General features: G+C 71.6%; 25 protein-coding genes and 3 tRNA genes. 19 read left to right on the top strand and 9 right to left on the bottom strand.

All coding sequences use genetic code 11. The annotated features are described in order from the left end of the window. The 4 genes from B082_RS0104955 to B082_RS0104940 all read right to left on the bottom strand — a co-directional run. Positions 1-575: 2-oxoacid:acceptor oxidoreductase family protein (locus tag B082_RS0104955; RefSeq protein WP_199783753.1), on the bottom strand; the 575-nt coding region annotated here is incomplete at its 3' end. A gap of 271 nt (positions 576-846) precedes the next feature. Beyond that, on the bottom strand, positions 847-1,506 hold the full coding sequence (locus tag B082_RS0104950) for a response regulator transcription factor (RefSeq protein ID WP_026171285.1): 660 nt from the start codon (positions 1,504-1,506) through the stop codon (positions 847-849). 172 nt (positions 1,507-1,678) lie between these two features. Beyond that, positions 1,679-3,034, bottom strand: a complete 1,356-nt coding sequence (locus B082_RS0104945; protein WP_026249431.1) for a sensor histidine kinase — start codon at positions 3,032-3,034, stop codon at positions 1,679-1,681. Between the two features lie 162 nt (positions 3,035-3,196). Then, positions 3,197-4,399 (bottom strand): sensor histidine kinase, encoded by a 1,203-nt coding sequence (locus tag B082_RS0104940; protein ID WP_199783752.1) that lies wholly within the window; start codon positions 4,397-4,399, stop codon positions 3,197-3,199. Positions 4,400-4,624: 225 nt separating this feature from the next. On the opposite strand from B082_RS0104940, the gene B082_RS0104935 reads away from it, so the two are divergent. The 14 genes from B082_RS0104935 to B082_RS0104870 all read left to right on the top strand — a co-directional run bounded on the left by B082_RS0104935 (position 4,625) and on the right by B082_RS0104870 (position 16,972). Further along, positions 4,625-5,059, top strand: coding sequence for an NADH-quinone oxidoreductase subunit A (locus B082_RS0104935; RefSeq protein WP_202453774.1), 435 nt, complete (start codon positions 4,625-4,627; stop codon positions 5,057-5,059). Further along, complete coding sequence (locus B082_RS0104930; RefSeq protein ID WP_018550691.1) at positions 5,050-5,691, top strand: NADH-quinone oxidoreductase subunit B; 642 nt, start codon at positions 5,050-5,052, stop codon at positions 5,689-5,691. The genes B082_RS0104935 and B082_RS0104930 overlap by 10 nt, the downstream gene beginning before the upstream one ends. Next, the gene (locus tag B082_RS0104925) at positions 5,688-6,914 is read left to right on the top strand and encodes an NADH-quinone oxidoreductase subunit C (protein WP_018550690.1); all 1,227 of its coding nucleotides are present in this window, start codon (positions 5,688-5,690) and stop codon (positions 6,912-6,914) included. The genes B082_RS0104930 and B082_RS0104925 overlap by 4 nt, the downstream gene beginning before the upstream one ends. Further along, positions 6,911-7,879: a complex I subunit 1/NuoH family protein gene (locus B082_RS0104920; RefSeq protein WP_018550689.1), complete on the top strand. Its 969-nt coding sequence runs from the start codon at positions 6,911-6,913 to the stop codon at positions 7,877-7,879. The genes B082_RS0104925 and B082_RS0104920 overlap by 4 nt, the downstream gene beginning before the upstream one ends. Beyond that, positions 7,879-8,463: a NuoI/complex I 23 kDa subunit family protein gene (locus tag B082_RS0104915; RefSeq protein ID WP_018550688.1), complete on the top strand. Its 585-nt coding sequence runs from the start codon at positions 7,879-7,881 to the stop codon at positions 8,461-8,463. The genes B082_RS0104920 and B082_RS0104915 overlap by 1 nt, the downstream gene beginning before the upstream one ends. After that, the gene (locus tag B082_RS0104910) at positions 8,460-9,050 is read left to right on the top strand and encodes an NADH-quinone oxidoreductase subunit J (RefSeq protein ID WP_018550687.1); all 591 of its coding nucleotides are present in this window, start codon (positions 8,460-8,462) and stop codon (positions 9,048-9,050) included. Before B082_RS0104915 ends, B082_RS0104910 begins: the two co-directional genes overlap by 4 nt. After that, positions 9,050-9,475, top strand: a complete 426-nt coding sequence (nuoK, locus tag B082_RS0104905) for an NADH-quinone oxidoreductase subunit NuoK (RefSeq protein WP_018550686.1) — start codon at positions 9,050-9,052, stop codon at positions 9,473-9,475. The genes B082_RS0104910 and nuoK overlap by 1 nt, the downstream gene beginning before the upstream one ends. Next, positions 9,472-11,472 (top strand): NADH-quinone oxidoreductase subunit L, encoded by a 2,001-nt coding sequence (locus tag B082_RS0104900; RefSeq protein ID WP_018550685.1) that lies wholly within the window; start codon positions 9,472-9,474, stop codon positions 11,470-11,472. The genes nuoK and B082_RS0104900 overlap by 4 nt, the downstream gene beginning before the upstream one ends. Before the next feature lie 27 nt (positions 11,473-11,499). After that, a complete protein-coding gene (locus B082_RS0104895; protein WP_063831042.1) occupies positions 11,500-13,050 on the top strand; it encodes a complex I subunit 4 family protein in 1,551 nt (516 codons plus the stop codon). Further along, positions 13,047-14,579, top strand: coding sequence for an NADH-quinone oxidoreductase subunit N (locus B082_RS0104890; RefSeq protein ID WP_018550683.1), 1,533 nt, complete (start codon positions 13,047-13,049; stop codon positions 14,577-14,579). The genes B082_RS0104895 and B082_RS0104890 overlap by 4 nt, the downstream gene beginning before the upstream one ends. 118 nt (positions 14,580-14,697) lie before the next feature. Beyond that, entirely contained in the window at positions 14,698-15,162 is a 465-nt protein-coding gene (gene mscL, locus B082_RS0104885; protein WP_018550682.1) for a large conductance mechanosensitive channel protein MscL, read from the top strand. A gap of 193 nt (positions 15,163-15,355) precedes the next feature. Beyond that, a complete protein-coding gene (htpX, locus tag B082_RS0104880; RefSeq protein WP_018550681.1) occupies positions 15,356-16,219 on the top strand; it encodes a zinc metalloprotease HtpX in 864 nt (287 codons plus the stop codon). Then, a complete protein-coding gene (locus B082_RS0104875; protein WP_018550680.1) occupies positions 16,216-16,608 on the top strand; it encodes a YccF domain-containing protein in 393 nt (130 codons plus the stop codon). Before htpX ends, B082_RS0104875 begins: the two co-directional genes overlap by 4 nt. 91 nt (positions 16,609-16,699) lie before the next feature. Further along, the gene (locus B082_RS0104870) at positions 16,700-16,972 is read left to right on the top strand and encodes a GlsB/YeaQ/YmgE family stress response membrane protein (RefSeq protein ID WP_018550679.1); all 273 of its coding nucleotides are present in this window, start codon (positions 16,700-16,702) and stop codon (positions 16,970-16,972) included. A 6-nt stretch (positions 16,973-16,978) separates the two neighbouring features. Here B082_RS0104870 and B082_RS0104865 read toward each other — a convergent pair whose 3' ends face one another. The 3 genes from B082_RS0104865 to B082_RS0104855 all read right to left on the bottom strand — a co-directional run bounded on the left by B082_RS0104865 (position 16,979) and on the right by B082_RS0104855 (position 18,782). Further along, positions 16,979-17,641 carry an alpha-ketoglutarate-dependent dioxygenase AlkB family protein gene (locus B082_RS0104865; RefSeq protein ID WP_018550678.1) on the bottom strand — a complete coding sequence of 221 codons (663 nt, stop codon included), beginning with the start codon at positions 17,639-17,641 and terminating at the stop codon, positions 16,979-16,981. Next, on the bottom strand, positions 17,641-18,147 hold the full coding sequence (locus tag B082_RS0104860) for a methylated-DNA--[protein]-cysteine S-methyltransferase (RefSeq protein ID WP_018550677.1): 507 nt from the start codon (positions 18,145-18,147) through the stop codon (positions 17,641-17,643). The genes B082_RS0104865 and B082_RS0104860 overlap by 1 nt, the downstream gene beginning before the upstream one ends. Positions 18,148-18,293: 146 nt before the next feature. Continuing rightward, positions 18,294-18,782, bottom strand: a complete 489-nt coding sequence (locus tag B082_RS0104855) for a YajQ family cyclic di-GMP-binding protein (protein WP_018550676.1) — start codon at positions 18,780-18,782, stop codon at positions 18,294-18,296. 223 nt (positions 18,783-19,005) lie between these two features. On the opposite strand from B082_RS0104855, the gene B082_RS0104850 reads away from it, so the two are divergent. Together B082_RS0104850 and B082_RS0104845 are read left to right on the top strand one after the other, a co-directional pair. Beyond that, positions 19,006-19,087 (top strand) — tRNA-Tyr (locus tag B082_RS0104850). A gap of 65 nt (positions 19,088-19,152) precedes the next feature. Beyond that, on the top strand, positions 19,153-19,602 hold the full coding sequence (locus B082_RS0104845; RefSeq protein WP_018550675.1) for a DUF523 domain-containing protein: 450 nt from the start codon (positions 19,153-19,155) through the stop codon (positions 19,600-19,602). Between the two features lie 52 nt (positions 19,603-19,654). Here the strand turns inward: B082_RS0104845 and B082_RS0104840 are convergent, their stop codons facing one another. Both B082_RS0104840 and B082_RS0104835 read right to left on the bottom strand, forming a co-directional pair. Beyond that, entirely contained in the window at positions 19,655-20,311 is a 657-nt protein-coding gene (locus B082_RS0104840) for an SDR family oxidoreductase (protein ID WP_018550674.1), read from the bottom strand. Positions 20,312-20,345: 34 nt separating this feature from the next. Continuing rightward, on the bottom strand, positions 20,346-21,602 hold the full coding sequence (locus B082_RS0104835) for an amidohydrolase family protein (RefSeq protein WP_018550673.1): 1,257 nt from the start codon (positions 21,600-21,602) through the stop codon (positions 20,346-20,348). 214 nt (positions 21,603-21,816) lie between these two features. On the opposite strand from B082_RS0104835, the gene B082_RS0104830 reads away from it, so the two are divergent. The 3 genes from B082_RS0104830 to rpmG all read left to right on the top strand — a co-directional run bounded on the left by B082_RS0104830 (position 21,817) and on the right by rpmG (position 22,259). Then, positions 21,817-21,889: transfer RNA gene (locus B082_RS0104830), tRNA-Thr, on the top strand. A gap of 44 nt (positions 21,890-21,933) precedes the next feature. Next, a tRNA-Met gene (locus B082_RS0104825) sits at positions 21,934-22,006 on the top strand. An 88-nt stretch (positions 22,007-22,094) separates the two neighbouring features. Beyond that, positions 22,095-22,259, top strand: a complete 165-nt coding sequence (gene rpmG / locus B082_RS0104820) for a 50S ribosomal protein L33 (protein ID WP_003956487.1) — start codon at positions 22,095-22,097, stop codon at positions 22,257-22,259. Positions 22,260-22,343: the final 84 nt, after the last annotated feature.

Raw genomic sequence — 22,343 nt, 5'->3', positions numbered from 1 at the left:
CCGGCCTCCTTGCGGGAGAGCTCGAACCCTTTCAGTGCCTCGATGGTGAGCGTGGTCAGCGGCACCGGGTGGACGTTGTAGGCCTCCAGGGAGCCGTCCTCCAGCGGGCTCGTCCCGTAGCCCACCTTCGCCATCGGCCGTTTGGTGAACTCGTCGGTGTTCACGATGATTTCNGCCCCGCGCGGCACATCGGCGATGTTCGCCCTCAGCGCCGCCGGGTTCATCGCCACCAGCACGTTCGGCGCGTCGCCCGGNGTCAGGATGTCGTGGTCGGCGAAGTGCAGCTGGAACGACGAAACCCCCGGCAGNGTGCCTGCGGGGGCNCGGATCTCGGCGGGAAAATTCGGCAGCGTCGAGAGGTCGTTCCCGAAGGACGCCGTCTCGGAGGTGAACCGGTCACCCGTGAGCTGCATACCGTCACCCGAGTCACCCGCGAAGCGGATGATCACCCGGTCCAGACGGCGGACCTCTTTGCCGTTCCCCGTGGCTGCGGACTGGGGGGCACGCGGTCCCCCTACGAGCGCGTCACTGGCCTCGTCGGCCTGTTCCGCTGGGCTACTGACCTGGCTGGTCACTTACTGGACCTCCCTCGGCGCGGCGGCTCGGAACCGTCCGGCCCGCCGGAGGTCCCGAGCCCCACCCTACGTCTGTAAGGGTCGCCTTCCTCTGGCCGATCACATGATGGACGGCATTTTGAGACGCTTCATTTCAAGATGGTGAGACGTTTCCCGGCGCTGTTCCGTCATGATTCACCAGCAGCCTCGTTCCCCGTCGGACCCTCGCTGGAGACACCCGGCGACTTCAGTCTGACAGACCGTCAGGAATAGGGGAGGCCGGCCGGCCGGGTCAGGAGTTCAGATAGGTCAGTACGGCCAGCACCCGCCGGTGGTCGCCCTCGCTCGGGGCCAGCCCCAGCTTCTGGAAGATGTTGCTGACGTGCTTCTCCACCGCCCCGTCGCTCACCACCAGCTGCTTGGCCACCGCCGAGTTCGTACGCCCCTCCGCCATCAGCCCCAGCACCTCGCGCTCGCGCGGCGTCAGCCCCGCCAGCACGTCCTGCTTGCGGCTGCGGCCCAGCAGCTGCGCCACCACCTCGGGGTCCAGCGCCGTACCGCCCTGGGCCACCCGGACCACCGCGTCCACGAACTCCCGCACCTCGGCGACCCGGTCCTTCAGCAGATACCCCACACCCCGGCTGGACCCGGCCAGCAGCTCGGTGGCGTACTGCTCCTCCACGTACTGCGAAAGGACCAGCACCCCGATCCCCGGGTAGTCCCTGCGCAGCCGCACCGCCGCCCGCACACCCTCGTCGGTGTGGGTCGGCGGCATCCTGACGTCCGCGACCACCACATCGGGCAGCGCGTCCTGCCCGGCGAGGTCGCCGATCGTCTTGATCAGCGCCTCCGCGTCCCCCACCCCCGCGACGACGTCGTGGCCGAGATCGGTCAGCAGCCGGGTCAGTCCCTCCCGGAGCAGTACCGAATCCTCGGCGATGACCACACGCACCCTGTCCTCCACCACGACGCTGATTCCCCCACCTGCTTGCTCGCTGTTGCGATCCGTATGCCGTCCAGCATCCCAGTAACGGCAGTGACGTCGCGAGTACGCGCGGGGTTGACCGCGCCCCGGGGGAGGCTCCCCCCGGGGCGGTGCGGCCGATGAGCGGCGAAATCTCCGGTCAGCCGCGCCAGGGCAGCTCGGCGGTGACCTTCGTCGGGCCGCCCACCGGGGAGTCGACCACCAGGACACCGTCCACGGCGTCCAGCCGCTCGGCCAGCCCGGCGAGACCGCTGCCCCCCGCCAGGCCGGCGCCCCCGCGCCCGTCGTCGGTGACCTGGAGCAGCAGCCGGTCCTCCGTGCGCCACACGTCGACCGAGGCGCGGGTGGCCCCGCTGTGCTTGCTGACGTTCTGGAGGAGTTCGGAGACCGTGAAGTACGCGATGCCCTCGATGGCCTGNGCNGGACGNNNCGNCAGGTCCACCNNNACNGTGACNGGGACGGTGCAGCGGGAGGCGATGGCGGAGAGGGCGGCGTCCAGGCCGCGGTCGGTGAGGACGGCCGGGTGGATGCCGCGGGCCAGGTCGCGCAGCTCCTGGAGGGCGACCTTGACCTCGCCGTGCGCCTCGTCGACCATCTTCGCCGCCGCCTCCGGGTCGTCGGTCAGCTTCTCCTTCGCGAGCCCCAGGTCCATGGCGAGGGCGACGAGCCGGGCCTGCGCCCCGTCGTGCAGATCGCGCTCGATGCGGCGCAGGTCGGCGGCGGCCGTGTCGACCACGACACCCCGGTCCGACTCCAGCTCCGTGACGCGCTCCGCCAGCCGGGACGGGCTCAGCAGCCCGGCCACCAGCAGCCGGTCGACCGAGGCCAGGCCCCGGATCACCCACGGCGACAGCAGGACGACGCCCAGCCCCATCACGCCGGTGATGGCCAGCTCGGCGGGCGAGTCCAGATAGACCTCGTGCGTGGCGTCCCCGTACAGCTGAATCCCCTGGACCCCGGCATGCGAGGGGACGGCCCAGTGCCACAGCGGGTAGGTGAGGGCCGCCCAGCCCCAGGACCACAGCGTCAGCGAGACGCAGAACGCGAAGACCGCCCACGGGAAGTGCAGCAGCGAATAGAGCAGGTGGCGCCAGGACACCCCGCTCTTCAGGACCGCCCCGACCCAGGACATCAGCCCGCCGGTCCGGCCGCGCACCGGCGCCGGGTCGGCCACGTCCAGCCCCAGCAGGGCCCGCGCCCGGGTCCGCTCCAGCATCCCGAAGCCCCGGCACATGACCAGGCCGGCCGCCAGGACCGGAATGCCCAGGAAGGTGACGAGCAGCCCCGCGCCCAGCGAGACCATGGTGATCGAGAAGGCGAAGAGCACGATGCTGATCGGCAGGCTCAGCATCAGATAGCAGAACTCGCGCCAGGTCCTGGCCTCCAAGGGGGCCCGCAGCGCGGCCGGCAGGACGCGCCGCGTCGCCGGGCGGTCGCCGGAACCGCTTCCCGACCGCTGAGGGTCCCGTGTGTCCGGTCCGTATGCCGTGGCCATGGGTTCCGTCCGTTTCTTCTTCTGCATCCGGGTGGTCCGGGGCTGTGCCCGTGTGCTGCCTGTTCGCGCCGGCTTCTGGTTCAAGAGTGCTGGGTCGGGTGCCGGCGCACCATGAGGACGGTCTCCGTCTCGGGCCGGGGGTTTTCCCCACCCCTGCGGTTCCTACGCCGCACGACCGCCGCCGGCCGCGCCCTTCTCGGTCTCCCGGTCGCGCCACGGCAGCTCGGCGGTGACGGTCGTCGGGCCGCCGACGGGGGAGTCCAGGACGAAGACCCCGTCGACCGCGTCCAGCCGCTCCGCGAGCCCCGCCATCCCCGTACCGCCGTCCATCGAGGCCCCGCCGCGCCCGTCGTCGCCGACCTGGAGCAGCAGCCGGTCGCCCGTGCGCCACACGTCGACCGAGGCGCGGGTGGCCCCGCTGTGCTTGCTGACGTTCTGGAGGAGTTCGGAGACCGTGAAGTACGCGATGCCCTCGATGGCCTGNGCNGGACGNNNCGNCAGGTCCACCNNNACNGTGACNGGGACGGTGCAGCGGGAGGCGATGGCGGAGAGGGCGGCGTCCAGGCCGCGGTCGGTGAGGACGGCCGGGTGGATGCCGCGGGCCAGGTCGCGCAGCTCCTGGAGGGCGACCTTGACCTCGCCGTGCGCCTCGTCGACCATCTTCGCCGCCGCCTCCGGGTCGTCGGTCAGCTTCTCCTTGGCCAGACCGAGACCCATGGCGAGGGCGACGAGCCGGGCCTGCGCCCCGTCGTGCAGATCGCGCTCGATGCGGCGCAGGTCGGCGGCGGCCGTGTCGACCACCACACCCCGGTCCGACTCCAGTTCGGCGATGCGGCGTTCCAGGTCGTCGGAGGGGGAGAGCAGACCGCGCACCATGGCCCGGTCCGCGTTGGCCATGAGCCGCGACGTATAGGGGAGCGCCGGCCACAGGACGAGGCACAGCAGCGTCACCACGAAGGTGAGGATGCCCCACGGCAGCCGTACGAACGAGTACAGCGCCGACCGCCAGGCCACCGGGTCCATCAGGCTCGACCACAGCCAGGCGAAGAACCCCTCGTCCCGGCGGCCCAGAGCCGCCGGACTCGGCTCGTCGACCCGGACCCCCAGCAGCTTCCGCGCCCGTTTCCGCTCGGCCCGCCCGATGAGCCGGGAACCCTGGAGCCCGGCGGCGAGCAGCGGCAGACCGACGACGGTGACCGCGAGGCCCACACCGACGGCGGTCATCACCACTGTGTAAACGAAACCGACGACCGCCATCGGAAAGTTGCTGAGGAGGTGCGCGACCTCCTTCCACGTCCACCGGCCGAAGGCGAAGCGGACAGGAGGCGGCCCGTCGTTGGGGGGCACCTGGGGGCTCATGGTCATACGACCAGCCTGCCGGGCGGGGCCCGTGGATGCCATGGGGCTCGTGGGTGAGGGCGAAGTAGGGATATCCCCACCGTGTCCCGCCCAACCCCGTCAGTTGCCCGACGCAACTGCTTACCCGTCCTTTACAGGGCCTAGACTCCCGTGCGTACAGATCGTCGAACGGTTAGAGGGAGCGAGGGGGCGGACGTGGCCGACGTGACGGACCTTCCGGGCGCGGCATACCTGCCGGGCCCGTCGGAACTTCCGGACGTGGCGCACCCGCCGGGACCGGCGCCCGTCGCGCTCGCTTCGGACTACTTCCACAGCTACTCGGTCGTCGGACTGCTCGCCGTCGTCGGCGTCCTGTTCGTCGCGGTCGCCTTCGGGGCCGGCCGGCTGCTGCGCCCCGTGGTCCCGACGCCGGAGAAGCTCCTCACCTACGAGTGCGGCGTCGACCCCGTGGGGGAGGGCTGGGCACACACCCAGGTCCGCTACTACGTCTACGCCTTCCTGTACGTGATCTTCGCCGTCGACTCGATCTTCCTCTTCCCCTGGGCGACCGTCTTCGCCGCACCCGGATACGGCGCGACGACGCTCGTGGAAATGTTCATCTTCCTCGGTTTCCTGGCCGTGGGACTGCTCTACGCATGGAAGAAGGGCGTCCTCGAATGGACGTGACGAGCCCGTCGTCCGCCGAAGCGGGGTCCGAACCCGCCGCCGTACCCACGTTCCTCCCGGAACCCAAGCGCCTGGGCGTACTGTCCCGGCTCGCACCGGAGCCGATGAAGGTGGTCCTCAACTGGGGCCGCCGTTACAGCCTCTGGGTCTTCAACTTCGGACTCGCCTGCTGCGCCATCGAGTTCATCGCCGCGTCCATGGCCCGCCACGACTTCATCCGGCTGGGCGTCATCCCGTTCGCGCCCGGCCCCCGCCAGGCCGACCTCATGATCGTCTCCGGCACGGTGACGGACAAGATGGCCCCCGCGGTGAAGCGCCTGTACGAGCAGATGCCCGAGCCCAAGTACGTCATCTCCTTCGGCGCCTGCTCCAACTGCGGCGGCCCGTACTGGGACTCGTACTCCGTGACGAAGGGCGTCGACCAGATCATCCCGGTCGACGTCTACGTACCCGGCTGCCCGCCCCGGCCCGAGGCCCTGCTCCAGGGCATCCTGAAGCTCCAGGAGAAGATCGCCCGCGAGTCGCTGGGCGAGCGCTACGCGACGGCCGTGGGCGACCGCCCCTCCACGGCGGCCCTGCGCAGCGGCCTGGTGACCCCGCCGGCCGCTCCGGGGGAGGGCGAGGAGAAGTGACCGCCGAGACCTCCTTCGACCGGCTGCCGGACGACGTCACGGAACTCTTCGGCGACGACGCCACCGCGGAGCGGGCCTACGACCTGCTGACCGTCGACGTCCCGCCCGCCGCCTGGATCACCGCCCTGGAAACGGCGCGGGACGCACTCGGCTGCACCTACTTCGACTGGCTGAGCGCGGTCGACGAGCCGGGCACCGGCTTCCGCGTCTGCGTACACGTCGCCGCGCTCCCCTCGGCGGGATCCGGCGTACGCCGGCTGCTGATCCGTACGACCGTCCCGCACGAGGCGGCCGTCCTGCCGACCGCGATCGGCGTCTACGCCGGAGCCGCCTGGCACGAGCGCGAGACCCACGAGATGTTCGGCATCGACTTCGCGGACCACCCGCACCTCGTCCCGCTGCTCCTGCCCGAGGGCTTCGAGGGCCACCCCCTGCGCAAGGACTTCGTCCTGGCCGCCCGCGTGGCGAAGGCCTGGCCGGGCGCGAAGGAGCCGGGCGAGTCGGAACACGGCGGCCCGAAGCGCCGCACGATGCTGCCCCCGGGCGTCCCCGACCCGAACGAGTGGGGCCCCCTCAAGGGCCAGCTCCCCCCGGCCCCGTCCCGCCCCGCCCGCACACCGAGGGCCGCGGGCGACCGCCCCCCGAGGCGAACCCGCACGGCGGGTGAGGCGACACCGACGACCCCGGAGACGCCGGCGCCACCGGGAACGGCCGAGCAGGGCGCTGCCCCGCCGCGCCGGACCCGCACCGCGGGCGAGGCCACACCCGGTGCCCCCGCGGCCCCGCCGCGCCGCAGCCGCAGCGCATCGCAGGGCTCGGCGAGCCAGCGGGGCGCCGAGGCGCCGGATGCGGGCACCGGCGCGGAGCAGGCGCGGACACGGACAGGCACGGCCGCGACACCGGAGCCCGCCGCGGACGGCGGCGCGACGGCAGCGTCGGACGCACCGTGGCACAACGCCCGCCCGGCGTTCACCGAGGAACCGCCGGAGGCCGGCACATCCCAGCCCCTCCGGCGTTTGAGGAGCGGGGGCCCGGGGGCGGAGCCCCCGGTTCGGGAAGGGGCGGGTAGGGGAGAAGCCCAGCGCAGCGAACCCCCCACCACCCCCGAAGCCGCACCGGACACCGAAGCCGCACCGACCATCGCCCCCGCACCCAAAACCACCCCCGCACCCGGCCCCGACCCCGACCCCGACGACACCCCCACCGGAGGCGATCCCGAGTGAACGACGTACTGGACGTCGCCCTCCGCATCGTCATCGTGTTCGCCGTCTTCATGGTCCTCCCCCTCGTCGTCGGCCAGACCGAACACAAGGTGATGGCCCACATGCAGGGCCGCCTGGGCCCGATGTACGCGGGCGGCTTCCACGGCTGGGCCCAGCTCGTCGCGGACGGCGTGAAGTTCGCGCAGAAGGAAGACATCGTCCCGGCCGGCGCCGACCGCAAGGTCTTCCGCCTCGCGCCGGCCGTCGCCCTGCTCCCGTACCTGCTGGTGATCGTCGCGATCCCGGTCGGCCCCGGGGAGGGCGCGGTCGGCCAGGTCATCGACGCGGGCATCTTCTTCGTGCTCGCGGTGATGGGCGTCGGCGTACTCGGCTCGCTGATGGCCGGCTGGGCGTCGGCCAACAAGTTCTCCCTGCTCGGCGGCCTCCGCACCGCCGCCCAACTGCTCGCGTACGAACTGCCGATGCTGCTCGCCGCCGCCTCGGTGGCGATGGCGGCCGGCACGGTCTCGCTGCCCGGCATCCTCGACGCGTTCGAGTGGTGGTGGCTGCCGTGGCAGATCATCGGCGCGCTGGTCTTCTTCGTGGCCGGGCTCGCCGAACTCCAGCGCCCGCCCTTCGACATGCCGGTCGCCGACTCGGAGATCATCTTCGGCGCGTACACCGAGTACACCGGCCTCCGCTTCGCGCTGTTCCTGCTCGCCGAGTACGCGGGCATCGTCGTGCTGTGCGGGCTGACCACCGTCCTGTTCCTCGGCGGCTGGCACGGCCCGATGGGCGCCGACGGACTCGGCTGGGTCTGGACCCTGCTGAAGACCGGCATCCTCGCCTTCATCGTCATCTGGCTGCGCGTGAGCTACCCGCGCCTGCGCGAGGACCAGTTGCAGAAGCTCGCCTGGACCACACTCATTCCGCTCGCTCTCGCGCAGATCGCGCTCACCGGCATCGTGAAGGTGGCGATCAACTAGTGCCCCCGATCCCCGGCTCAGGCCTGGCCAAGGGTCTCGCCGTCACCCTGCGGACGATGACGAAGAAGACCGTCACCGCCCAGTACCCGGACGTGCAGCCCGAACTCCCGCCCCGCTCCCGGGGCGTCATCGCGCTGTTCGAGGAGAACTGCACGGTCTGCATGCTCTGCGCCCGTGAGTGCCCGGACTGGTGCATCTACATCGACTCCCACAAGGAGACCGTGCCCGCCGCGGCCCCCGGCGGGCGCGAGCGCAGCCGCAACGTGCTGGACCGCTTCGCGATCGACTTCTCGCTCTGCATGTACTGCGGCATCTGCATCGAGGTGTGCCCGTTCGACGCGCTGTTCTGGTCGCCGGAGTTCGAGTACGCGGAGACGGACATCCTGGAACTCACCCACGAGCGCGACAAGCTCCGCGAGTGGATGTGGACCGTTCCGGAGCCGCCCGCGCTCGACCCGCGCGCCGAGGAACCGAAGGAGATCGCCGCCGCCCGCAAGACGGCCGACAAGCTCCGCGCCCAGCAGGAACAGCAGGCACAGGAACAGCAGGCACAGGAAGCCGCCGCAGAGGAGGGCGAGGCATGAGCACCACTCTCGCGGCCGCCTCGGCGGCCCCTGGCTTCCTCTCCCCGACCGGGGTCGAGATCGCCTTCGTCCTCGTCGGCATCGCCACCCTCGGCGCGGCCCTGGTGACCGTCACGACCAGGCAGCTGGTGCACGCCGCCCTCTGGCTGATCGTGGCGCTCGGCGGCCTCGCCGTCGAATACCTCCTGCTCACCGCCGAGTTCATCGCCTGGGTGCAGGTACTGATCTACGTGGGTTCCGTCGTCGTCCTCCTCCTGTTCGGCCTGATGCTCACCCGGGCCCCCATCGGCCGCTCCCCGGACGCCGATTCGGAGAACCGCTGGGCCGCCCTCGCGGTGGCCGTCGCCGCAGCCGGCACCCTCGTCTGGGTCGTCGTGGACGCCTTCCGCACCACCTGGATCGAGCTGGACGGGCCCGCCCAGGGCTCCACCGAGGCCACCGGCTCCTTCCTCTTCCGGAACTGGGTGCTCCCCTTCGAAGCACTCTCCGTCCTGCTGCTCGCCGCCCTGGTCGGCGCGATCGTCCTGTCCCGCAAGGGCCGCGCGAGCACCACCCCGGCCGGCCCGCACCGAGAGGACAAGAGCTGATGCACCTCGCCTATCCCGCCGTGCTCGCCGCCCTCCTCTTCTGCACCGGGCTGTACGGAGTCCTCGCCCGCCGCAACGCGATCCTCGTCCTGATGTCCGTCGAGCTGATGCTCAACGCCGTCAACCTCAACCTGGTCGCCTTCGACGTCTGGCTCCGCGACACCCTGCACTCCGGCCAGGCCCTCACCCTGTTCACCATCGCCATCGCGGCGGCGGAGATCGGCATCGGCCTGGCGATCGTCCTCGCCGTGTACCGCAACCGCGGCACCTCCGACATCGACCGCCTCCGCGACACCGCCGAGACCGACGAGGCCGAAACGGTCCCGGCCGGCGACGACGAGGGCGACGACCCCACGGGCACCGCCCCCGAAGACCAGGCCACTGCTGCGGCAGGGAAGGCAAAGAAGGCAGAGGCCACCGCGTGACCACCACGACCCTCGCCGTCCTCGTCCCCCTCCTCCCGTTCCTCGGAGCCGCGGCCGGCCTCCTCACCGGCCGCACCGCCCCCGGCTACGTCCGGCCGCTCGCCGTCCTGCCCTCCCTCGCCTCCCTCGTCCTCGCGGCCGTCGTCGCGGCACGCCAGGGCGGCGGCCGGGCCATCGACGCCGCGACCCAGCTCACCCCCACCGGCTCCGTCCCGATCGACCTCGCGCTGCACCTCGACGGCTTCGCCGTCCTCGTCGCCGTGCTGGTCGCCCTCGTCGCGAGCTGCGTGCAGATCTACTCGACCGCCTACCTGCGCGACGACCCCCGCTACCCCTCGTACGCGGCCCTCGTCTCCCTCTTCACCTCCGCGATGCTGCTCGTCGTCTACTCCGGCGACCTGATGGTGCTCCTGGTCGGCTGGGAGATCATGGGCATCTGCTCCTACTTCCTGGTCGGCCACTACTGGGAGACGCCCGAGGCCCGCGCCGCCTCCCTCAAGGCGTTCCTGGTCACCAAGCTCGGCGACGTCCCCTTCCTCATCGGCCTGTTCGCCCTCGCCGCCGACACCGGCACCTTCCGCATCACCGGCATCCTGGGCGCCGTCGCCCACGACGGCCTCGATCACCCCACCCTCATCGCACTCCTCCTGCTCGCCGGGGTCGCCGGCAAGTCCGCGCAGTTCCCCCTGCACACCTGGCTGCCCGACGCCATGGCCGGCCCCACCCCCGTCTCCGCCCTGATCCACGCGGCGACGATGGTCGCCGCCGGCATCTACTTCGTGGCCCGGCTCCTCCCCGTCTTCGCGGCATCCGGCGCCGCCCTCGTCGTCCTCGCCGTGATGGCGGCCGTCACGATGATCGGCTCCGGGCTCGCCGCCCTCGCCCAGGACGACATCAAGCGCGTCCTCGCCTACTCGACCATCGGCCAGCTCGGCTACATGTCCGGCGCCCTGGCCGTCGGCGACCGCGGGGCCGCCGTCTTCCACCTCGTCTCGCACGGTGCGTTCAAAGCCGTCCTCTTCCTCGCGGCCGGCGTCGTCATCCACGCCGCCGGCACCAACTCACTGGCCGCCATGTCCCGGATGAGCGGCCTGGCCCGGCGCATCCCGGACGCCTACTGGACGATGACCGTCGCCCTGCTCGCCCTGGCCGCCATCCCCCCGTTCGCCGGCTTCTTCTCCAAGGAAGCCGTCCTCGTCGCCGCCGAGCACACCGCCCTCGGCGACCGGCACGTCGCCCCGGCCGCCGCCGGCTGGACGGTCCTCGTCGCCGGGCTCCTGGCCGCCGTGCTCACCGCCGCCTACGCCATCCGCCTCTGGCTCCTGGCCTTCCGGGGCCGGGGAGCCGAGGCCCCCGACCACGGCAGGCAGCCCGTCGCCATGACCGCCGTCCTGTGGGTGCTGGCCGTCCCCACCATCGGGCTCGGGCTGACCGTCGGCGTGATCGGCGACTGGTTCGACGGCCACCGCCTCACCCCGTCCCTGACCACAGCCGTGCTCTCCACCGGCGTCGGCCTCGTCGGCGGCCTCGTCACCTACGGGGCCTGGCGCCACACCACGGCACTCGCCGCCCGCGTCCCCATGGGCTCGGTCGTCGCCCACCCCGACGCGGAACCCGCCCTGGTCGAGATCGAGGCCATCGAGGCCCGCACCGCCGCCTACGGCACAGCCGGTGACGCCCCCGACCCCGCCGACCCCGGCCGCCTGCTGCTCGGCCCCCTCCACCGCCACGCGGCCACCGGCTTCCACCTGGACGCCCTGTACGCGGCGCTGTTCGTCCGACCCGTCCAGGCCGCGGCACGCCTCGTCCGCTTCCTGGACCGGGAGGTCGTCGACACCTACGTACGCGGCTCCGCCCTCGGCGCACGCCGGCTCGGCACCGCCGTCCGCCGCGCACAGACCGGCAACGTGCAGACCTACGTCAGCGCACTGCTCGCCGGTTCCCTGGTCCTGGCGGTCGCCGCCGTCGTCTTCGCCAACGTCAACGCGGGGTCCTGAGCCGTGATCGATATCAGCGCGTCCGTGATGCAGTTCCTTCTGGCGTTCGTCGTCGTCGCCCCGCTCATCGGCGCCGTCGCGGCCCTGCTCCCGGCCCCGCCCGGACTGAAGGGCCGCAGCCCCGACCAGGCCGTGCTCCGCCACGGCGTGACCGTCACCGGGGTCATCCTCCTGGCGACGCTCGTGCTGGCCGCCGGCTTCGACCACGACCACCCGTCGAAGATGCAGGCCACCACCGACATCAGCTGGATCCCGGCGCTGGATGTGCGCATCCACCTCGGCATCGACGGCATTTCGCTCCCCCTGCTCGTACTGACCGCGCTGCTGACCTTCCTCTGCGCGCTCTACAGCTACTTCAAGATGCCCTCCGGCCCCTCCCCGAAGGCCTTCGTCGCGCTGATCCTCGTCCTGGAGTCCGGCACCCTCGCCACCTTCGCCGTCCTCGACCTGATCCTGTTCTTCCTGGCGTTCGAGATGGTTCTCATCCCGATGTACTTCCTCATCGCCCGCTGGGGCGGTGCGCAGAGGCAGGCTGCCGCCTGGAAGTTCATCCTCTACACACTGCTCGGCTCGGTCGTCATGCTGCTGGGCCTGCTCCTCATCGGACTGAAGAGCGGCACCTTCGACATGGTGGCACTCGCCACTGACAACGGCCGGGGGCTCACCTCGTCCGTGCAGGTCATCGCCGTTCTCGCGATCGGTGTCGGTCTCGCGGTGAAGACCCCGATGTGGCCGCTGCACAGCTGGCTGCCCGACGCCCACACCGCCGCCCCGACGGTCGGCTCCGTCCTCCTCGCGGGCGTCCTGCTGAAGATGGGCACGTACGGGTTCGTCCGGATCCTGCTCCCGGTCGCCCCCGACGGCATGCACACCTTCGCCCCGTACCTCGCCGCCTTCGCCGTCGCCGGCATCATCTACGGATCGCTCGCCTGCCTGGCGCTGGCCCGCCCCGGCTCCAAGGGCGACCTGAAGCGGCTCATCGCCTACTCCTCCGTCGGCCACATGGGCTTCGTCCTCCTCGGCATCGCGAGCATGACCCCCACCGGGGTCAACGGCGCGCTCTTCGCCAACATCGCCCACGGACTCATCACCGGGCTGCTGTTCTTCCTGGTCGGCGCGGTCAAGGACCGGTACGGCACCGCCGACCTCGACACCCTCGCCGGGGCCACGGGCGCCGCGCTCTACGGCCGCGCGCCCCGTCTCGGCGGCCTCCTCGCGTTCGCCGCGATCGCCTCGCTCGGCCTGCCCGGACTCGCCGGCTTCTGGGGCGAGATGCTCGCCCTGTTCGGCGCGTTCGACCCCGCCGAAGGGCTCAGCAGGCCCGCCTTCCTGACGTTCATGTCGATCGCCGCGTTCGGCACCCTGCTCACCGCCGCGTACCTCCTGATCGTGGTCCGCCGCGTCTGCATGGGCGCCACGCGCGAGGAACCGCAGCCGATCGCCGACGTGCAGAGCTACGAATTCGCCGCCTGGACCCCCCTCGCGGCCCTCACCGTCCTCGCCGGCCTCTGGCCCGCCGTCCTCCTCGGCCTCACCGACCCGGCCGTGCAGAAGCTCCTCGCAGGAGGCAAGTCGTGATCACGGCATCCGAAAACGCCTCCGGCGTGGCAAGCCTCGTCCAGTCCGTCGACTGGCTCGCCCTCGCGCCCCCCGTCGCCGTCGCGGCCGTCGCCGTCGTCATCCTGGTCGCCGACCTCTTCGTCCCCGAGGCCCGCAAACCGCTCCTCGGCCACGGAGCCGTCGCCGGTCTCGTCGCCGGGCTCGTCCTGATCATCCCGCTCCACGAAGGCGACCGCTCCACCTTCTGCCTCACCACCGGCAGCCACGCGTGCAGTTACACCGCCGACCACTTCACCCTGGTCATCCAGGCCCTGGTCCTCGGCGGCGCCCTGCTCACCGCACTGCTCTCCATCGGCGACACCCGCAAGCTCCCGGCCGGCGAATACTGGTTCCTGCTGCTCTCGTCCGCCGCGGGCGCCGCGCTCCTGCCCGCCGCCCGCGACCTGGCCACCCTCGTCATCGCCCTCGAAGTCGCCTCGCTGCCCGCGTTCGCCCTCGTCGGCATCAAGCGCGGCGACCGGCGCTCCTCCGAGGCCGCGCTGAAGTTCTTCCTGTCCTCCGTGACCGCGACCGCCGTGATGCTCCTCGGCGTCAGCTTCGTCTACGCGGCCACCGGCACCCTCCACCTCACCGACCTCGCCGGCGCGCTCGACGACGTACCCGGACGGCTCTCCACGCTCGCCGGGGCGGGCGTCGCCCTGACCCTCGTCGGCTTCGCCTTCAAGACGGCCGCCGCGCCCTTCCACTTCTGGGTCCCCGACACCTACGTCGGCGCCCCCCTCCCGATCGCCGCCTACCTCTCGGTCGTCGGCAAGGCGGTCGGCTTCACCGGCCTCATCCTCGTCACCGTCATCGCCTTCCCGGCGTACGCGGACGTCTGGGGCCCCGCCCTCGCCGTACTCGCCGCGCTCACCATGACCGTCGGCAACGTCGCCGCGCTGCGCCAGAGCGCCACCCGTGCCCGCAGCGCCGTACGCCTGCTCGCCTGGTCCTCCGTCGCCCAGGCCGGCTACCTCCTGGTGCCGATCGCCGCCGCCGCGTACGCCGGGGACCGCCGGATCGGGTCCACCGTCGCGTACGCCCTGATGTACGCCGTCGTGAACCTCGGCGCGTTCGCGGTCGCCGCCCTCGTCGCCCGTACCCACCCCGGCAACCGCCTCGCCGACTACCGCGGGCTGTACGCGACCCGGCCGCTCGCCGCCCTCGCGCTGGCCTTCTTCCTGCTCTGCCTGGCCGGGCTGCCGCCGGGCATCATCGGCCTCTTCGCCAAGGTCACGGTCTTCTCCGCGGCCGTCGACGCGGGACTGGGCTGGCTCGCCGTCGTCATGGCCGTCAACGTGGTCGTCGCGCTGTACTACTACCTCCAGTGGACCGCCGCCCTGTTCCGCGCACCCGAGGCGGACCGTACGCACCAGCCGGCTCCCGCAGCCCGGCACCGCACCCCGGTGACCCTCACCGCCGCGATCGTCCTCACCGCCGTCGCCGGCATCGTCCTGTCGGGCGCCCCGCAGACCGTGCTCAGATTCGCCGCCGTCAACCTGTTCTGACGGCCGCGTCCGGCCCCAAGATCAAGATCGGTTTGCCCTCGGCACCCCCCACAGGGCAGGGTCATGCCCGCGCGTGGGCGCGTACCACCTTTCACATCACCACAGAGGAGCCAGAGCGGTGCTGAGCGGGTTCAAGGAATTCATCCTGCGCGGGAACGTCATCTCCATGGCCGTCGGTCTCGCCGTCGGAGCCGCCTTCACCGCGGTCGTCACCGGGTTCAGCAACGCCTTCATCGTCCCGCTGATCGGCGTCATCACGCGCGGAACCGGCGACTTCAGCAAGGCCGAGTTCGAGCTCGACGGCGTGAACTTCCCCTACGGCCTCTTCATCAGCGCCGCCATCGCCTTCCTCATCACCGCCTCGGTCCTCTACTTCTGCGTCGTCGTGCCCATGTCCAAGGTGCAGGACCGGTTCACCGCCAAGAAGGACCAGGAAGCGATCGACATCAAGGCCGCCCTGCGCGACTGCCCCCGCTGCTACACCGAGATCCCCGCCATCGCCTCCCGCTGCGCCCACTGCACCAGCGAGGTCGAGCCCGACCCGGAGGCCGTGGAGCTCGCGAAGCTCCCCGCCCAGCGCTGAGCGCGCCGCGCCCCCACCCGTACGGACCAGCGCGTCCTCGGGCGCTCGCGCCGGGGACCGCCGGGGCCGCCCGCCCCCGCGCACAAGGGAACTAGCTCCGCTCGCCTCGCGTTGACCGGTACGGGAGGCTCCACTGGGGAGTGGAGCCCCACCCAGCAAGGGTTCCCCTGCTGCACGACTTGGAGGGCGTACCGTGCACCGCCGGCACAACGGGCTGAGAACCGCCGTACTCCTCGGGGGCCTGTCCGCACTCATCATCCTCATCGGCAGCCTCTTCGGCCGTACGGGGCTGATCGTCGCACTCCTGGTGGCCGTCGGCACCAACGCCTACGCCTACTGGAACAGCGACAAGCTGGCGCTGCGGGCCATGCGCGCCCGCCCGGTGAGCGAGTTCGAGGCGCCGCAGCTCTACCGCATCGTCCGCGAGCTCTCCACCTCCGCGCGCCGGCCCATGCCCCGGCTCTACATCTCCCCGACCCAGGCACCCAACGCCTTCGCGACCGGACGCAACCCGCGCAACGCCGCGGTCTGCTGCACCGAGGGCATCCTCCAGCTCCTGGACGAGCGGGAACTGCGCGGCGTCCTGGGCCACGAGCTCAGCCATGTCCACAACCGCGACATCCTCATCTCGTCCGTCGCCGGCGCGCTCGCCTCCGTCGTGATGTTCCTGGTCAACTTCGCCTGGCTGGTTCCGGTCGGCCGGTCCAACGACGACGAGGGCCCCGGCATCCTCGGCATGCTGCTGATCATGATCCTGGGCCCGCTCGCCGCATCCGTGATCCAACTGGCCGTCAGCCGCTCCCGGGAGTACGAGGCGGATGCCTCGGGCGCCCGGCTCACCGGCGACCCGCTGGCCCTGGCCGGCGCCCTGCGGAAGCTGGAGACCGGCACCCAGCAGCTCCCGCTGCCCCCGGAGCCGAGGATCGAGACCGCGAGCCACATGATGATCGCGAACCCGTTCCGCGCCGGGCAGGGCATGTCCAAGTTGTTCTCGACCCACCCGCCGATGGCGGAGCGCATCGCCCGACTCGAACAAATGGCAGGTCCTCGCCCGTGAAAACCATTCTGAACGTCATCTGGCTGATCCTGTGCGGCTTCTGGATGTTCCTCGGCTATCTGCTCGCGGGACTCCTGCTCTGCATCACGATCATCGGCATCCCGTTCGGTCTGGCCGCCTTCCGGATCGGCGTCTACGCCCTGTGGCCCTTCGGCTACCGGGTCGTGGACCGCCGGGACGCGGGCGGCCCGTCCTGCGTCGGCAACGTCCTCTGGCTGATTCTCGCCGGCTGGTGGCTGGCGCTCGGCCACATCACCACCGGCATCGCCCTGTGCCTCACGATCATCGGCATCCCCCTGGGCATCGCCAACTTCAAGCTGATCCCGGTGTCCCTGATGCCCTTCGGCAAGGAGATCGTCAGGACCGACGAACAGTTCGCGGGCTGGTAGACGCGACCGCGCCCAAGTCCGTGCTGTGCAACCACCCGCCCGTCGCGGGCGTCTTGGATTTCAAGACCGAGTGACGGGTAGGTTCGCACGCATGACCATTATCGGCTGGATCATTCTTGGGCTTGTCGCCGGCGTCATCGCCAAGGTTCTGCTGCCGGGGCGCGACCCCGGCGGCGTGTTGGGCACCACCCTCATCGGCATCGTCGGTGCCTTCCTCGGTGGCTGGATATCGTCGCGCTTCCTGGACCGCGAGATCACCAAGGACTTCTTCGACCCGGCGACCTGGATCGCGGCCATCGGAGGCTCGCTGGTCCTGCTGATCGCCTACCGGCTGCTCTTCGGCAATTCCCGCGCCCGCCGCTGACGCCTCTTACACCCGCCCCAACCCTGTCTCACGCAACGTCACATTGAGCCGGCCACCGCTCATCCCCGTACCGGGAGGAGCGGTGCCCGGCCTGACCGACGGCACCCCGTGGAACGCGCGCCGCGAAGGCCCGCCGAAGACGAACAGGTCCCCGGACGCCAGCTCCACGTCCGTGTAAGGACGCCCCCGGCCCTCCGCATGGCCGAAGCGGAAGACGCACGTGTCGCCGATGCTGAACGACACCACCGGCGCCCCGGACCGCTCCTCGTTGTCCTGGTGCATGCCCATCCGGGCCGTGCCGTCGTAGAAGTTGACCAGCGCGGCGTCCGGTGCGTACGCCTCCGCGCCGTCCCCGGGCCCGTACGCCTCTGCCACCGCCTCCCGCCCCAGCTCCACGAGCCAGTCCGGGAACGGGGCGACCCGTGCGCCGTTCACATCGTCCGCCGTACGCGAGTAGCGGTACGGCTGCCAGTGCCACCCCAGGCACACCGTCCGCACCGACATCACCCCACCGCCCGGCAACGACGTGTGCCGCAGCGGAACGGGCCCCCGCGCCCACTCCCTGCACGCCGTCACCAACTGCCGCTGCCGCTGCGGCGAAAGCCAGTCGGGCACATGCACGGCCCCCGGCGCGACGACCGCACGCGCCCTGGGGAACAGCCCGTCCATCAGCGCGCGGCCAGGGCGCCTTCGAGCCCCAGAAGCCGTTCCTTGCGCTCCAGCCCGCCCGCGTAGCCGCGCAGCGCCCCGTCCGCGCCGATCACCCGGTGGCACGGCCGCACGACCAGCAGCGGATTGCGCCCGATCGCCGTGCCCACCGCCCGCACCCCGGCCCCGCTCGCGCCGACCCGCTCGGCGATCTGCCCGTACGACACCGTCCGCCCGTACGGGACGGCGTCCAGCGCGGCCCAGACCCGGCGCTGGAAATCCGTGCCCCGGCCCTCCGCGTACACCAGGTCGAAGCGCGTCCTGCGCCCCTCGAAGTACTCCCGCAGCTGGGCGGCGACCGGCCCGAACGCCGAAGGCGCGTACACCCAGCCGTCCTGGACGACCGCCGCGCCCTTCTGGCCGGGCAGGGAGAGCGAGACGAGCGCGGTGCCCGCCGCCCCCGGGGCCTCTTCCCCGACCAGCAGCAGTTCACCCAGCGGGCTGTCGACCGTCGCGTACATGGTCATGACGCCTCCCTCTCCTCGTCCGTACGACCGGCCGGAACGCCGGCCGTCACGGACCAGTCTGCTGCGCCCGAGCCGCCACGACCGGCGGTATTCGGACATGCAGTCCGGACGCGGAACGAGATGCTCCGCGCCCGGACCGCGGCTGACTACCGGTAGTTCGTGAACTGGACGTCGAACTCGAAGTCCTGGGCCTTCAGCAGCGCCTGCACGGCCTGCAGGTCGTCCCGGCTCTTCGAGGTGACCCGCAGCTCGTCGCCCTGGACCTGCGCCTTGACGCCCTTCGGGCCCTCGTCGCGGATGATCTTCGCGACCTTCTTGGCGTTCTCCTGGGAGATGCCCTCCTCGATCGACGCGAAGAGCTTGTACTCCTTGCCGGACAGCTGCGGCTCACCGGCGTCCAGCGACTTCAGCGAGATCCCCCGCTTGATCAGCTTGGACTGGAAGATGTCGAGGATGGCCTTGACCCGCTCCTCGCCGTTCGCCTGCATGAGGATCTTCTCGCCGGACCAGGCGATCGAGGCGTCCGTGCCCTTGAAGTCGTAGCGCTGTGAGATCTCCTTGGCGGCCTGGTTGAGGGCGTTGTCGACCTCCTGCCGCTCGACCTTCGAGACGATGTCGAAACTGGAGTCGGCCATGACGTGTGGCTCCTTGGATCGGGGGTGCTGGAAAGGATGTGCGTACGCGGCGGCCGCGGAACCTCCGGGATGCGCAGGCCCCTGCCGCCCGCCAAAGCCTAGCCACCCGCGCCCCTCGGGGCCGCTGGTCAATCCGGTGGCGTAGCACCCCCGGTCATCAGGTATCGTTTACGTCGTTGCCACGGAGCGCCGCCGCAAAGCGGGTCTCACGGCAGCAACCCTTGGCGGTGTGCCCGAGTGGCCAAAGGGAGCAGACTGTAAATCTGCCGGCTCAGCCTACCCAGGTTCGAACCCTGGCGCCGCCACAAAGCAAGGCCCCTGTCTCCGGACGGGGGCCTTCTCTGTTGTCCGGTGAGAGGAAGGTGTGCGCGTGGATTCCGTACTCGTCAGTGCCTGCCTGCGGGGCGTGCCCTGCCGTTACGACGGCCGGAGCAAGGAATCGGAGCCGGTGGCCGCCGCGATCGGCGACCGCACGCCCGTCGCCTTCTGCCCCGAGACCGCCGGCGGACTGCCCACACCCCGCCGCCCCGCCGAGATCGTCGGCGGCGACGGGCACGATGTGCTGGACGGCCGGGCCCGCGTCCTGGACGACACCGGGCACGATGTGACCGAGGCGTTCGTCGACGGCGCCCGGCGGGCGCTGGAGGCCGCGCGGCGGACCGGCTGCACCGAGGCACTGCTCATGCCACGCAGCCCTTCCTGCGGGCGGGGCACGACGTATGACGGTACGTTCACCGGCGAGCTGCGGCCCGGCGACGGAGTCACCGCGGCCCTGCTGGAACGGCACGGCATCACCGTGCGCCCGGCGCCCCGCGGCTGAACGCGGCGGACCGGCCGCAGCGCGCCGCCCCGGCCGGTTTTGTGTGCCGGGGTCAGTTCCCGGCGATGTCCTTCACCGCGACCGTCAGCGGCACGTTCCCCGAGATCAGTTCGAGGGTCAGCCCCGCCGTCGCCGGGGTGTCCAGCAGCTCCAGGAGCGTCGCCGCCACGTCGTCGCGCGGTACCGGACCCCGGCCCGTCGACGCGGCGAGCAGGACCTGCCCGGTGCCCGCGTCATTGGTCAGCATCCCGGGCCTGAGGATCGTCCAGTCGAGCCCGGACCTGGCCCGTACGTCCGCGTCCGCCGCGCCCTTGGCCCGCAGGTAGACGTCGAACACCTCGTCGCCGGGGTGGTCCGGATCGGCGCCCATGGACGAGACCACGACGTACCGCCGCACCCCCGCCCGCTGGGCCGCGTCCGCGAACAGGACGGCCGCGCCCCGGTCCACGGTGTCCTTGCGGGCCGTACCGCTGTTCGGGCCCGCGCCGGCCGCGAAGACCGCCGCGTCGGCGCCCCGCAGCACCTCGGCGGTCTCCTCCACCGTGGCCGATTCCAGATCCAGCACCACCGGCTCGGCACCCGCAGCCCTGAGGTCCTCGCTCTGTCCGGGATTGCGGATGATGCCGGCGGCCTCATCCCCGCGTGCAGCGAGCAGCCGCTCCAGCCGCAGCGCGATCTGACCATGTCCACCTGCGATGACAATGCGCATGGAACCGACGGTACGCCGGAGCGCGCCGCCCCGCTCACGGCCCGCCGGTCGATTCCGGCCGACCCTGGCGCGGCAGCCCGGGGCCGCCGCCCGCCTCCGAGTCGCAGTACTCGCGCACCGCGCTGGTCCGGGTCACGACCCGCCCCCGGTGCACCACGATCCGGCTGTACGCCAGCGACAGCGCCCCGGAGAGCCCTTCCCCGCGTACGGCGAGCAGCTCGGCGGGGAAGCCCGCCTCGACGCGGACCTCGGGCAGCCCCATCACATGCCTGGCGTCGGCGGACACCGCCGCGTACGCGTCCTCGGGGCGCAGCCCGCTCTGCGAGGCCAGTAGGAAGGCGGCCTCCAGCGGGTCGCCGCGCCCCACCGGATTGGCCGGGTCGCGCAGCGCCCCGCTCCCCGCCGCGACCCGCACCCCGGCCTCGCGCAGCAGCCGTACGGGCGCGGTGCCCCGGCACTCCGCGCCGCAGCAGGCGCCCTGCGGGATGCAGGTCACGGCCACCCCGGCGGCGGCCAGCTGGGCGGCGGCGCGGGCGGCGGCCTCGCGGGGGAGGCGGGCGAGGCCGGCGCAGGGGCCGAGGGTGACCTGCTGGCGCAGGCCGCCCGCCATCGCGGCGAGCCGGGCCAGCCGCGCGGGATCGTCACCTTCCGAGTGCAGGTCGACGGGGCAGCCGTGTTCGGCGGCCACCTCCAGGACGGCTTCCGCGTAGCCCGTCGGGTCCGGGTCCAGGTCCGGGCAGCCGCCGACCGCTCCGGCGCCCATCTTCACCGCGTCGCGGAGCATGGCCAGGTTGTCCGCTCCGGCGACGCCCGTGAGCAGCCGGGGCACGGCGACCGGGGTCAGGTCGGCCAGGCCGCGCAGGGAGCGCCGGGCCTGGAGGACGGCTTCGAGCGCCGCCAGGCCCTGTATGTCGCCGATGCGCACGTGCGAGCGCAGGGCCGTCGCGCCGTGGCCGAGCTGGAGCAGCGCCGCCTCGGTGGCGCGCCGCTGGATGGCGTCGGGGTGCGGGGACGCGGGTCCGGAGCCGTCGGCGGTGAGGGCGGTGTCGCTGTGGGCGTGCGGTTCGGCGGGCGCGGGGAGCAGCAGGTGGCCCCGCAGGTCCAGCCGTGCGCCGGGGGAGGTGAGGCTGCCGGCGGTGCCGACGGCCTCGATGCGGCCGCCGCAGACCCGTACGTCCACGACGCGGCCGTCGGTGAGACGGGCGCCGCAGAGCGTCAGCGCGGAACTCTCCGGGCTGCCGGTGGCGTCGGCCGCGTGGTCGTCGGGCCGCCGCGGCTGGCTGTCGGGCATCGCGCTCCTGGGAAGGGGTCAAGATCACGCAGAGTGAGTAGAGCCTAGGGGTGGGCCCCGTCCGGTTCGAGCAGGAGCGCAATAGTCGTACCGGTACGGCCTTGCTGATCAGCGGTGTGGGAGTGGCCGGAGCGGGGTACGGGACGGGGTCGGGCGGGGGCCGCGAAACGGATTTGGGCGATCGGCGACCGAGCGTGTAATGTCTTCATCGCTCGCCCCAATAGCTCAGTCGGTAGAGCGTCTCCATGGTAAGGAGAAGGTCTGCGGTTCGATTCCGCATTGGGGCTCTGGTGATCGGGAAACCCCGCTTCGGCGGGGGACTCATCATCAAAGCGGTGTAGCTCAGTCGGTAGAGCAAGCGGCTCATAATCGCTGTGTCACCGGTTCAAGTCCGGTCACCGCTACTAACAGTAGCCGATTGTGGGGTCGGTCCTTCGATCGGCTACTCTTTTTTGCGTTCATCCGTCCATCGTCCGTCCAAGGAGCACTCACGTGGCTGCCACCGACGTCCGCCCGAAGATCACGCTGGCCTGCGTGGAGTGCAAGGAGCGGAACTACATCACCAAGAAGAACCGGCGTAACAACCCGGACCGTCTTGAGATGAAGAAGCACTGCCCGCGCTGCAACTCGCACACCGCGCACCGCGAAACGCGCTGAATCAGGCTCGTACACGAGGCCGTCCCCTCTGGGGGCGGCCTCGTGTCGTTGTAGCGGGTGTGCCGTTGAATTGGGGCCGCAGGC

Source organism: Streptomyces sp. ATexAB-D23, assembly GCF_000373645.1.
Taxonomy (GTDB): domain Bacteria; phylum Actinomycetota; class Actinomycetes; order Streptomycetales; family Streptomycetaceae; genus Streptomyces; species Streptomyces castrisilvae.
This window is presented reverse-complemented; position numbering and strand designations above follow the sequence as displayed.